This is a genomic window from Sphingobacterium sp. SGG-5, from assembly GCF_011043525.1.
Taxonomy (GTDB): Bacteria; Bacteroidota; Bacteroidia; order Sphingobacteriales; family Sphingobacteriaceae; genus Sphingobacterium.
This window is the reverse complement of sequence record NZ_JAAKGO010000006.1, coordinates 218503-231927: the sequence shown is the minus strand read 5'-3', so window position 1 is coordinate 231927 and position 13425 is coordinate 218503. Positions and strand designations below refer to the sequence as shown.

The 13425-nt window shown below is 42.5% G+C and carries 9 protein-coding genes; 2 read left to right on the top strand and 7 right to left on the bottom strand.

Annotated features, from left to right (window positions below):
• Nucleotides 1–67 precede the first annotated feature (67 nt).
• Together G5B30_RS11280 and G5B30_RS11275 are read left to right on the top strand one after the other, a co-directional pair.
• Nucleotides 68–1909, top strand: coding sequence for a sensor histidine kinase (locus tag G5B30_RS11280; protein ID WP_165320098.1), 1842 nt, complete (start codon nt 68–70; stop codon nt 1907–1909).
• A 19-nt stretch (nt 1910–1928) separates the two neighbouring features.
• Nucleotides 1929–2615: a response regulator transcription factor gene (locus G5B30_RS11275; RefSeq protein WP_165320097.1), complete on the top strand. Its 687-nt coding sequence runs from the start codon at nt 1929–1931 to the stop codon at nt 2613–2615.
• Nucleotides 2616–2658: 43 nt separating this feature from the next.
• Here G5B30_RS11275 and G5B30_RS11270 read toward each other — a convergent pair whose 3' ends face one another.
• The 7 genes from G5B30_RS11270 to G5B30_RS11240 form a co-directional block, all read right to left on the bottom strand.
• Complete coding sequence (locus G5B30_RS11270) at nt 2659–3423, bottom strand: glycoside hydrolase family 16 protein (protein WP_165320096.1); 765 nt, start codon at nt 3421–3423, stop codon at nt 2659–2661.
• 3 nt (nt 3424–3426) lie between these two features.
• Nucleotides 3427–4893: a DNRLRE domain-containing protein gene (locus tag G5B30_RS11265; RefSeq protein ID WP_206367091.1), complete on the bottom strand. Its 1467-nt coding sequence runs from the start codon at nt 4891–4893 to the stop codon at nt 3427–3429.
• Nucleotides 4894–4929: 36 nt separating this feature from the next.
• On the bottom strand, nt 4930–6312 hold the full coding sequence (locus tag G5B30_RS11260) for a RagB/SusD family nutrient uptake outer membrane protein (protein ID WP_165320095.1): 1383 nt from the start codon (nt 6310–6312) through the stop codon (nt 4930–4932).
• A 21-nt stretch (nt 6313–6333) separates the two neighbouring features.
• Nucleotides 6334–9660, bottom strand: a complete 3327-nt coding sequence (locus tag G5B30_RS11255) for a TonB-dependent receptor (protein ID WP_165320094.1) — start codon at nt 9658–9660, stop codon at nt 6334–6336.
• 175 nt (nt 9661–9835) lie between these two features.
• On the bottom strand, nt 9836–11044 hold the full coding sequence (locus G5B30_RS11250; protein ID WP_165320093.1) for a FecR family protein: 1209 nt from the start codon (nt 11042–11044) through the stop codon (nt 9836–9838).
• Between the two features lie 68 nt (nt 11045–11112).
• Entirely contained in the window at nt 11113–11667 is a 555-nt protein-coding gene (locus G5B30_RS11245; protein WP_165320092.1) for an RNA polymerase sigma factor, read from the bottom strand.
• Between the two features lie 162 nt (nt 11668–11829).
• On the bottom strand, nt 11830–13392 hold the full coding sequence (locus G5B30_RS11240; protein ID WP_165320091.1) for a beta-N-acetylhexosaminidase: 1563 nt from the start codon (nt 13390–13392) through the stop codon (nt 11830–11832).
• Between the last annotated feature and the right edge of the window lie 33 nt (nt 13393–13425).

Here is a 13425-nt window from a genome sequence, read left to right as displayed (position 1 = left end):
AGCAAGCTGTTAAATAGTGTTAAATGGATAGTGAGAGCCGTTTTCATTGCTATTTTTGTATAGCTGCATGAAGAAAAGAAGTATTACACTTATAATATGGCTGATGTCTATTGCACTCTTGGGAGTAATGGCTATGCAATATTATTTTATTCGGGAAACGTACCGGCAGAAATCTATTTTATTTGACGAAGCCGTCAATGCATCGCTTTCGAAAGTTGCTTCCATCATTGAGAAAAACGAAGTTCTGAATCTTGCGAGAACACAACGCAAGATCAATCAGGAAAAATATGAAGCGGAACAACGTAAACAGGCGGCATTAGCGGAACAGCTCAAAATACAAGATAGGATACAGCTGCTTCGTACGCAACAGTACGAATATTACCAAAACTTCAAAAACACGGAAGACGAGCTCAAAGCCACTTTTCCGAACCTTATCTATATCGAAAACTGGTTTTATGAAACTTATATCCGGCGACCCCAATATAAGCGGTTCTTAGACATCAACGTCATCCAGGAACCCATACAGGGGACAACATTATATCGGGAATATGTCGACGTCAGTGCGACCCAGACTCTTCCAGTGATAGCAGCAAAGGATGACTCGGTGCGCTATATCGTCGCTGATATTGATCCTTTTCTCAAAAAAGCTTCACGGTATACGGTAGCCACACTGCAGCCCCAAGCGAACGCAAAAATAGCTTTTGAGCTTAGGGATCTGGAAGAGCGGCTTGAGAAATTAAACAACGAATTCCTAGCAAATAACGCTGATAATATTTTTGATACGCTTGCTGTTATCGGTGGAAAAAAACCTACTCTCATCGAAGACGTTGCCTTGGGTCTTACGCTGGCAAACCGCCCGCTCCGCGAGCGCATAAACATCAATTTAATTCATACGCTTTTAGAAGAGGAACTTCAGTCACGGGATATCCGTGCACCCTTCAATATTGAAGTCCGGGATAGCCATAAACTGATCTATCATACGACTAACGTCGCTTCTCTTAGCAATCAGGAACAACCTACCCGGTACACGACAGCATTATTCAAGGGCGATGTCAGCACACCGACAGGGCGATTGTCTATCTATTTTCCGGATAAAAAGGGAGTGATATTCGACAATATGAGCTACCTAATCCTGCCAACCTTAGCATTATTTGCATTACTGGTGGGTAGCTTTGCCTATACCCTGACCATCGTTTTCAGGCAGAAAAAAATATCAGAAATGAAGACTGACTTCATTAACAATATGACGCATGAATTCAAAACTCCTGTAGCTACTATTATGATCGCTAGCGAATCTCTACGCGATCCGGAAATAGCATCCAACGAAAACAGAGTTAATAAATTAGCTAATATCATCTACGATGAAAATGTCCGTCTCGGCTCTCATATCGAACGTGTACTTAATATTGCACGCCTGGAGAAAGAAAATTTAAAAATCGAGCGTGTTGATGTACAGATCAACCCATTGGTAGAAGGTGTATTAGACAGCATGCAGCTCCAGCTCCAAAAGGCAAGTGGCATACTACATGCTGATCTCCGTGCGCAGTACGATCTGGTCATTGGGGACGAATTGCATCTTTCAAACGTATTTTTTAATTTAGTAGACAATGCCATAAAATATAGTCCAAATTCTCCTGAAATAACGGTCACGACCTTCAATCATAAAGGGAATATTATCATATCCGTAGCAGATAAGGGATTAGGAATGACCAAAGATCAACAAGAAAAGATATTTGATCAATTCTATCGGATTCCAACGGGCAATGTACATAATGTCAAGGGGTTCGGCCTAGGGCTGAGCTATGTAAACGACATCGTCAAGCGCTTAGACGGTACCATTCAAGTTAAAAGCGAAAAAGATAAAGGTACGGTATTTGAAATCACATTACCTTTAAAAAAACAGAATTGATAATTAAACGAGTTCAGTTATGCAAAAAATATTACTCGCGGAAGATGATCCTAATCTAGGCGAACTACTAAAAGATTACTTGGAATTAAAAGGTAAATATGAGGTGGTATTAGCACAAGATGGTGACCAAGCACTTGAACAGTTCCGTAAAAATCATTTTGACCTTTGTATTCTCGACGTCATGATGCCTAAGAAAGATGGATTCTCCTTAGGTAAAGATATTCGTAAGATGGACGATACAATACCTATCATTTTTGCGACTGCAAAAGGTATGATGGAAGATAAAACACAGGCTTTTGAGTTGGGTGGCGACGATTATATTACCAAGCCATTCCGCGTGGAAGAGCTTTTACTACGTATCCAAGCGCTCCTAAAACGTGTTTCAAAAGAAAAGGAGGAAGAACTTGCCGACAAGTTCGAAATCGGCGATTATTTTTTCGACTACACCAGCCAGATCATTACCTACAAAGGTCAGCAGCAAAAGCTATCTACAAAAGAAGCCGAACTTTTACGTCTTTTATGTTTGAAAAAGAATGACGTACTTACACGTGAGGAAGCCTTGATAAAAATCTGGCACGATGACAACTACTTTACCGGGCGCAGTATGGATGTCTTCTTAAGTAAACTCCGGAAATACCTAAAAGAGGACCCGAATGTCGAGATTGTAAATGTACACGGAAAGGGCTACAAGTTACTGGTTAGCTAAAATTTAAAAGCCTTGCAGGTTATAAAACCTGCAAGGCTTCTTTCTAATTCTCCTTGATAAATTCAAACTTATCAATAATCATTTCATATGTCTTGCTATCGGAAGGAACTTGGCCTCTAAATAGCCATAAATTCATCCGCAACCGTTCTGCCGTTCTATTTGGTGGAATGTTATCTCCGCGATATGTCCACTCATGAATAAGATTATCGCCATTAACCGCAAGTCCGTGCCCCTGAAGACTGACAAATTCGATCCTATCCGATTGCCAATTGAAGGCATGTGTGGAATATTCCGTGAGAAGATCCAAATTATAACGCACCTTATTCCCCACCAAATGTGAAGGCTGTACAGCAAATTGTGAGTCCTCATTATCCGGATCTGACCATCTTGAAAATTCAATATCGATCTCCTCTTCATCATTAAAGTAGGTAAAGAGACCAGCTACGATATTTTGATCCAATTTACTGACATCATTGCCCACATAGAATACATACTTACCATAGCCCAGCGGCTTTTTCAAAATTACACCGGAGCAATACCATGTCCCTCCTATCCGAACAATCTTCAGGTGTAATCGGCCATCATCATCGACCCAGACGTTATCCTCCGAATCAGAAAAATAATTCGGCCCCGGTCCTACCTTATTATCATTGGATGTGCGCACAATCCATTCGTAGCCCGAGAATTCAATAATTCGATCCGTCGATATAGGCGGAGGAATATCCGTTTCCCCCGAGGACGAACATGAACTGAACAATATAGCTACGCTAAAAAATATTTTAAACCTATTTATAAGATACTGTATCATCTATCATTGAATATTAATCTTGACCTCTATTCCTTCAAGTTCAACACCTGTCCGATCTTTCGCCGACAGCACCAAGGTATCCTCGCCACTACTCTCCCCATCATGGATATAAAGCAGACTCAACGACTGAATATCAGCTTGCGTGAATTGTCCACCCTGACCAAGTATATCTGCGCCCCGGACAAGCCATCCTTTTGCCGGGCCCGTTTCTATCGTATAAATAATATCGGAAGCTTCCGCCCCGGATACTTTCAATATATCATCATTTAGCACAAAAGATCCTCCGTTAAGAACAGTCGCTTGCTCGTTGGTCTCTACAACCAACACGTTCTGCCCTGTCGCCAATGTTGCTATAAGCATAGGTGGAGCTAGCGTAGCATGCTCCTTTGATGCAAAGTCATCTGTTCCGTTTGCCCAAGGCTCGGTATCCAACATAAAAGAAATCCGACCACTGGGTGACTGATTTTTATAAAAATCAGTGATATCAAAGCTCATAGCAGACGCTCCATTCACACTTGGTGCAAATGCGATTCGTCCCCCTTCAGGCGCCGGTGCATTGGCAAATGTAATCGTAGTTTCCGTCCAATTGTTATCCGGCACGTTGTAAAGCTCTACGGCATAGCCACCACGACCAAATGATACCGCCAATTTGACGGTCATATCCACAAGGATACCTGTTTTGTCAAAATCATCTGTATCGAACATAAGGTATGCTTTACGATCATAAGTACCGTTTCCATCAACACTACCACTAGCGGGTAATCTTTTAGGCCGGAGTGTGGTTGCTGTACCGTAATTTGTCGTACTATTATCTGAATCACCAGGGGAATGCCCAGCCACATAAGAATCGTGCAACACATAGATTGTATCTCTAAGAAGCGTAGGGTCTTCGCTATTGTCCACGGCTGGAGCTGAAAAATAGACAATATAATTGACCGCATGCATCACGCCATTGGTCGGCTCCAGATTGGACGTCCGGATTTCCCACTGCCGTGAGGTTCCCTGATTAATCAAGCCTATATAATTATTGTTACGGGATAGAAACATATTCTGTCCATTTTCGGTCTCATAGGCGACCGGCACATCCCGGGCAATATTGGGATCCGTAAAAATAGCACGGCCCTTGACAATATGATACCGCAACATATTGCGCAGAATCGGCAATGGAATATCGTCTATCGAACTGTAGCCACCACTTTGCAGGTAGGTATTGAAAGCCGTATTGTTGGGAATAATGAATGTCCTCTCCTCATTTTGATAGAGGTTTTGGAGGCCCGCTCGTATAATCGCACTTTCCAGCTGCTCAAAATCATCATTTGTCTGGATAAACTCCCACGCTGTCATATCCAGTTTCCCGGTTACTCCAGAAGGTTCATATTTAAAATTTTCCTGAACCTCACAGCTCGCCATCCAGAAGAGTACCGCGACGCAAGCTGCTAAAAATCCTTTTAAAGTTCTTTTCGTTTGCATAATAAATTATCTTATTATCCATGCCGGTGCATCGGATTATTTGTAAAACTCATTTTGTTCCAGACCCGGATTACGATTGATCGCATCCTCATGTATTGGCCAGAGGATATTGTCGGGATCGGTCAATTCGTTGATCGGTCCCATAACCTCTATTGCTTTATCTGTTCGCACGAGGTCAAACCAACGATGCCCCTCGTAGCAAAGCTCTATCGATCTTTCATGCATAACCGCATCCTCTACTGTACCATATAGCTGCTCTGCTTCATCCTGATCCAATGAGGCAAGTCCTGCACGGTTTCGGATTCTGTTCAACAGAGGCAAGGCCAGATCCGCTTCGCCTAGACGAGCATGTGCCTCCGCTTTCAGCAACATGATATCAGCCAGTCGCACCAAAATAATGTTATTCTGAGAGGGATCAGGACTTTCGTCATTAAAGCCTTCGCCAAAAAATTTCCATATTTTCCGTGGAGGTATCTGGGCATTATCCCAAATCTTTGGTTTACGTAAATCACCATCTTCGAAAGAGGTCATAAATTTTTCGCTCGGGAAATACTGTGCATCATTACCCTGCGCATACAGAACACGCATCATATTCGTCTGCGTTTCGTTGTAACCCACCTCGAATATGCTCTCAGTACTCAAGCCTGCGGAAAACATATTGTTCCAATTGCCGATCGAGACCAAGGAGTACAACGGATTATCCAATACAAGCTCCGCTGCTGCTATGGCCTCTTCATACTGCTTACGCCACATGTACACCTGTGTCAACAGACCGTTGGCACCCCCTTGGGTAATCAAAACCCGATCCCGTTCACCTCCGTATCCAGGCGAACAGTATTCCGAAGCATAGAGAAGATCATCTACGATCTGTTTCAGAATAATCTCCTTATCTGTTCTTATAGAGAATAAGTCCTGATCTACACTTTCATAAGGCTCTAATGTATAGGGCACATCTCCCCAGACCCTGACTAAGTAGAAATAAGCAATTGCGCGCAAAGCTCTTGCTTGCCCAAGCAACTGGTTTCTTAACGCTGTTTCATTCTCAAAAACTTCCGGAATATACTTTATCGCATAATTCGCTCGGCTAATTACTCGATAAAGATTTGTCCAATTGGCGGAAGTGTTGGTATTCGATGAGGCAATAATACTTGTTAAGTTATTGCCGTGCAATGCAGAAGGGTCTCCTGTCTGATTGGTTTCTATATTGTCCGCTCTTCCCTCTCCCCAATACGCAAAATTGATGCGGAGTGCAGACTGCAAACCATTATATATCCCATATACCCCAGCTTGTGCATCACTCACCGTTTTATAAAAGCCTTGTGCGGAAAAGCTCGTGACCGGCTCTTTGTCCAAGAAAGAACAGGAACCTATCAATAGCACAGAAAAGAGAGCTATCAGTTTTATCACATTATTTTTCATCTTCTTATTTTTTATAAAATATTAAAGACCTATATTCAAACCAAAAACAAACGTACGGCTCTGTGGATAGGCCCCTTCGTCCACACCGACCCGCAATCCTGCATAGGAATTGACATCGGGATCGAATCCTGTATATTTCGTCCACGTAATCAGATTCGTGCCGCTGACGAAAGCATCCAGGCTTCTCAGTCTTATCTTATTGACCAGCGTAGATGGGAAACGGTAACGAAGGTTAACATTTTTCAGTTTAATGTAGGACCCATCTTCCACCCACCGACTCTGCACCCGGCTATCACTCTGCATAGGGTCATCCCTCACTGGCCGCGGATAATCTGTAATATCGCCCTGCTTACGCCACCTTCTCAGCGCATCTGTAGAAAGGTTGTTGTACCGGACGATAGAATTCCGCTGATGATTGATCTCGCTATATATATCATTTCCATAGGCATACTGCAACAGTACATTTAGTGAAAAATTCTTATAGCTGAAATCGTTGGAAAACCCTCCAAAGAATGTAGGCTCGGCGTTACCAATAATCTGTCTGTCATCTTGATTGATGACCTTGTCTCCATTGAGGTCATGCCAAATCGGGTCTCCTCCTTTAAACAAGGGTCCTGATAAGCCATTCGTAACCGCTTGCACGTTATCTTCATCACGGGCATAAACCCCATCAAATCTCCATCCATAGAATATTCCAATGGGCTCCCCCTCTTTCAATATATGGTAGGTGCCATTCTGAATATAGCCGTTGGTAAGCAACTCCTTCGGAAGCGACACGATTCTATTTCTATTTGCACTGATGTTAAAGTTTGTCGTCCACTCGAAGTTGCCCACTAAATTTTTGGTGGATAGCAAAAACTCTACGCCCTTGTTTTGGATGTTACCGATATTCTGGGTGATTGTACCAAACCCTGTTGTGGTGGGAATAGGAACACTATAGAGCAAATTCCGTGTATTTTTTATATAATAGTCGGCATTCAATGTAATTCTATTTGCTAAAAATGATAAGTCTATTCCGCCATTGTATTGCGTTGTGGTTTCCCAAGTGAGGGCAGCATTGGGCATGACCGTAGGTGCAGCGCCCGAATAATCTAAATAATTGAGCCCAACTAAAAACTCGCCTTGAGCGGTATAGTTACCAATAGAATGATTTCCGGTACTACCCATGCTAAAGCGTAGTTTACCATCATTTATGATATTTCTTACGTTGTTAAAAAAAGCCTCGTCCGAAAAACGCCATCCTACTGAAGCCGAGGGAAAGAACCCGAATCGTTTATCCCGGCCAAACCGCGAAGAACCGTCAGCCCTTAGATTTACTTCCGCCAGGTATTTTCCCATATAATCATACGACATCCGGCCAAAATAGGAAAGCATGGCACTCTCCCCAACTGCATTGATATCCTCCCCATCTGAATCTTTGTTGGAAATTACGCTCGCGGCATTTAGTGTCCTGATATCATCACTCGGAAAAAACATTCCATCCAAGCCGGTACGTTCATAGCGCCAGTCCTGCAGACTAAATCCGAGTAATGCACCAAAATTGTGGTCCGCATTAAACACTTTATTGTACCGCAAGATATTCTCATTCGCCCAAGTAATATTGTTCGTGTTTCTTACGCCTCCCGTATTATAGCCTTCCCTATAATCCAATATTGACGGCATAAACTCATCCTCCTTCATCGTAATCAGATCAAAATGCAGGTTACTCCGAAAACTCAGTCCATCCAGAATTTTGAAATCTATATATTCACTCCCAATAAGACGATGACTCTTATTGTAATGCGTTGCGTGCATAGCTATTCCTACCGGATTACGCCTCCCCAATTGATAACCATTCAATGATCCGTCCGGAAAATACATGGACATGACCGGGGGTCGGACCAGGAGTTCACGGATGACGCTTAAGTTCCCTACTCCGCCCGCATTTATACGATGATTCGTCGCGTTTGTATAGGCCAAGCTCTGTCCGATTGTCAACCAATCCGTTACGTCAAAATCGACATTCAACCGCGAGGTTATACGCTTGTAATTATTACTGATAATAATACCATCCTGATCCAAAAACGAATTGCTCCACGCATACTGCACCTTGTCACTACCGCCACGAATAGCCAAATCTACTTTATATTGCCCGGCAGATCGCAACAATTCGCGCTGCCAGTCGATATCACCATTGTTGGATGGGTTTAAGGAATCAAGCACCGTCCAATAAGGTTCTTCAAAATTGTCCATATTATAGTACGAATCGAGTACCGCTGCACGATATTGACTAGCGTTCAACACGCTCAGATGACGGGTAATCGAACTTACGCCTGTCATAAAATTGGCCGTTACCTGCGCCTTACCCTCTGCCCCCCGCTTGGTCGTTATCAGTACCACACCGTTAGCGGCACGCGAACCATAGATGGCTGTTGACGCCGCATCTTTAAGGATCTCAATCGAAGCAATATCAGCGGGATTGATATCGGCTAATGGGTTTAGCCCGAAATTTTCCGATCCATTCAAAGAAGACAAAGAATTAGACTCTATCGGTACTCCATCCACTACAAACAAGGGATTATTTCCTGCATTGAGCGAAGAGTTCCCCCGGACGCGGATCGTCATTTCCCCACCCGGAGCTCCGGAATTGGATGTAATCTGTACCCCTGGCGCTCGACCCTGCAAAATGGAAATCGGATCTTGAAGCGTTGTTTTTTCAATCTCATCACTGCCCACCGAAACAACAGACCCGGTCAGATTTCTCTTTTTCTGCTGACCGTAAGCAACCACGACCAGATCATCCATGACAACTGTTTGATCGCGAAGTACAATCAGCAACTCCTTTCTATCTCCCACAGTAATCGTGACCGACTCTTTACCGATATAGGAAAATGTAAGTCTATCTTTTGAACTGGCAAGAATAGAAAAATCTCCATTTTGTCCCGTCAAGGCGCCTTCGCTCATACTATCATTAAGGCGTATAGTAACGCCCGAAATCGGTGCACCATTTGTATCTTGAACTTTCCCTCTGATCCGATCCTGCTGATGTATCGGAAGCGGCTTTATGGACGCCTCTTTGTTCAAAACGATATTTTTTCCCGTCTGCTTATATTTAATCCCAAAAGGCGCCAGCACTTCGTTAAGCACCTTGTTGAGTTGTGCATCTTTATAATTCAGGTTTACCCTTGCAGAAGCAGGAATAATGCGTTGATCGAAGAGGATATTATACCCGGTCTGCTTCTGCAGCTCCCGGAGCACATAGTCTAACTTGACATTTTTTCGCTGAAGGGTAACTTCTTGTCCAATAGCAGATGCACTGACCTGCAGTGTTGCCGCGAGTAGAAAAGGGAGGGCTAAGGATAGCTTCATTACTACCGGATTTATTTTCGTACGGCATATTTCCCATAGCAATATGCCCAACCAATTTTTTTTATACATTTGTATTCGGTTGATTTATAATTTAACACGTTAGTTTCAATCGCTAGTCTATTTGACTAATTTATTAGGGGGTGCTGGTAACACCTCCTATTTTTATGGCGGTTTCTTATTTCATGACTATTACCCTCCTTCCACTCAATTGTAGTTTTACAGATCCCGTCCATTCTATCGTCCGAAGTAGCGTTTCAATATCCTCAAACTTAGACACCTTTCCTGAAAATCGTACGTCATCTACTTCTGACTTATATTCTACACCGATGTCATACCATCTGGCAATATCTTCCATGACATCTTTCAATGGTACATTGTCGAACGCAAAATCTCCACTTTTCCATGCTGTTACATAATATGGATCTATCTGTGCAATTTTTACCTTTTTCGATGATGCATCATAAATTAGCTGATCATTAGGTTTAAGGACATGGGGTTGTCCTAGAGACTCGCTATCAACGGAAACCTTGACACTTCCTTCTATTAATGTGGTGATTATTCGGTTTCTAAAAGTATTCACATTGAATTCCGTGCCCAGTACTTCTAAAATTTGGCCTTTTGATTTTACGACAAACGGAACCCGTTTATTGTTGATCTCCAATTTCGCAACATCAAAATAAGCCTCCCCCTCTAACTCGACTTCCCGCATGCTTGAACCGCTGAACGAGACAGGATATTTCAACTTGGAGTTTGCATTTAGCCAGACTTGGGTACCATCCGCCAATCGAACGGCATATTCGCCACCAATTGGTGTGATTAAAGTATGTATTTGACTTGTCTGTCCCCCCATTCCAGATTGTTCGTGGTAAACAATCCCATCAGCATCATTACCTACCGTAAAAAACCGATTTTCTTTTAAACCTGCCGTTGATGCTCCTCCAAGCTCCTGATACGTTCCGTCTTCAAACACAACCCGAGCTTTGTTGCTACCGGGCGACACTTCTGCTTGCGTTTTTTCCACCTCCGAAAAAGCTTCTCTTGGTCCGGAATTGGACTGAAAAACGATAAGGTACGCACCCCAACAAATTAAAAGCACAGCTGCTATCGCAGCAACCTTTCGAAACCTCTGCCACATAAGCTGCTGGGAATTAGCTTTCAACACATCGCGCACTTCCCACCGGGACAATATCCGTCGATACAGCCTATTACTTTCCTCTGCCGAGATGTCCATAGACTTATCTTCATGCAATTTATCCCAAAGCAGCAGAACTTCCTCTTCTATCTCTGGATTTTGCATGAGCTCATACAGCTCAGCATTTTCAGCATCAGAGCATATCCCCTGTTGGCGTTTCCGAATGAGGTCTATTAATCGTTGCTTATCCAATTGTTGTATGCTTTTATTTACATAAATCGCACAGCATTGGAAATCGTACTAGGTGAGTTCAAAAAAAATCAGAAAAAAAGATACATTAGCCGCTGTAGTTTAACCCGGACGGTTTTTGTGGCTACGGTTAAATGGTTTTTAACGGTGTTTTTTGAAAGGGCAAGCTGTTCTGCAATCTCCTGGTAAGACAGGTCATCCAGCTTGTTTAATACAAACACTTTTTGTTGTTGCTGAGGCAATTCGCTTATAATTTGCTCAAGTTTGTCCTTCAATTCTTTGACCAAAACCGTCTCTTGCGTATCGTATGGATTTCTGAGAGCGCGTTCTGCGGTATACGTTACGGCTTCTTCACGAATGATTTTCCTACGAAAATGCGATATGGCAATCCTTTTTGAAACGGCGTACAGAAAAGGCAATATACTTTCTTCGTCTCGCATTCTATCTCTGTAGACAAAAAGTTGGGTAAAAGCATCTTGTACAATTTCCTCGGCTTCCTCCCTTTGATGGCAAAACCCATAAGCATGCTGTAGAATAGCGTGGTGGTGCAAATCAAACAATATTCTAAAAGCTTTTGAATATCCCGCTTTAAAATCAACAAAAACTGCTTTAGACACTTTCTTCATTCGGTCTATTTTTTAGGCAACTGGTATAGGAATACTAATCCTACAAGTTATTTCGACGAACTGCTCATTCAAAAATATAAAATAACGGTAACCATTACAAAACAAAAACTTAACAATTGGCGATTTTGTTTTTAAAAAATCGTTTAAGTTTGTCCAAACGCTTTAGGGCTGGTCCGATTTATTCCGAGATAAGCGCTGATGAAGCAATCGGATCTTTCTATTACGGTATTCGTTCTCCTGTTTCAGCTCTCCATCATAAAAAGAGTTTTTGTTCAACCGCATAAAACGTTCGTCCAAATTGGCGGTATCCAAGGCTTCTAAATCGGCTAATACACCTGGCACATCTTCCGCTCTAAAATCCACCGAATTCACCCTTTTCTCTATATCCATATATTTCAGATATTGCAAGCGGATATCCGACATCAAACGATAATGTTCAAATTCATGCGCGTTCAAGGTCGGTTTAAGTCGATGCATCGTAGCAGCTACTACCCTTGCACTGTCCAAAAAAGAGGACATGGCAATATTAGGATTGCTGATCTTCCCTTGTACGATTTCATAGGGAATAGCTTTCAAAGCTATCCAAAATTCTTCTGCCTCTTGTTGGTTAAACCCATATCGTTTCTGTGCATACTGATGGACAAAACGTTCGACAGGTAAAGGTTTAGGATGGTTAGCCGCTTCAAAAAAAGCCGTGATTAACATATTGAAGCCTGTGATCGGATATACGCGGCGAATGGCTTGCAGATCCATAATATCTCTCGTCGATTCCCAAATTGTAGAATATAATCCCGAAGTCGACCAAGAAGTCATGACGATACCTGTATATCCGAAACCTCTCGCCAATGGAATAAAATCTCTGATATTATTCAAATGTTTTTCCCATTGGGTTAAAAAATAATTATCGGGATGGCTTCGTATGGAAGGCGCGCCCCATATTTCAAAACCACTGTTCAATAAATTATCATGATTCCCAAACATATGGATATCCCAACCATAGTTCCAGTCTACAAATATCGTTCCTTTGGGCAACCCCTGTAAAGCATCTGGATACTTTAATGCAATGTCAGCCCAAAGCACAGGCCGCTTTCCCAAGCCCACAACAATATCACAAAGCAACTTGATAAAGTCTCCGTAAAGCCTTCCCTTACCCAGTTCTGCCACTTTTTTCTTCGATTCGGGCGAATGTCCCAGCAAGTATGTCTCATCTCCACCTATGTGAATGTATTCCGAGGTGTGTGTAGAAATAAGATCTTGGTAAAGTTCTGTAAATAACTCTCGGTTTAAATCTTCTTTCAACGGATTGACTTGTGAATAATCCTTTTGATCTTCCCGCAGATCTTTATAGCGCGAATGCCGGAGGATATATTCTACATGGCCAAAGCTCTGTTGGAGCGGGATCACATCAATCTTCAATTGATTACAATAGGCTATAAAGTCAATGACTTCTTCCCGCGAATAAGCAAAGCGGTTCGCTATCAATGGGTGCTTCCTAAATGGATATGTTCCTTCCCATTCCATCACAAGCGTATTGATGCCATTTTCACTTAATTTTTTTGCGAAAGCTTTCAACGCAGGCATGGTCATAACCTGTATCCGCATATCCAGGTGGAATCCCTTAATCTTAAAATCGTGAACTGCCCCATTCGAAGATTGACCTTGCAAGGACGGGCAACTCAACAACCAAATGCTGAGAACAAATAAAACGTAATTCTTAAGACGCATAGCGTTGTCATATGCTTGATTCTATAATAGATC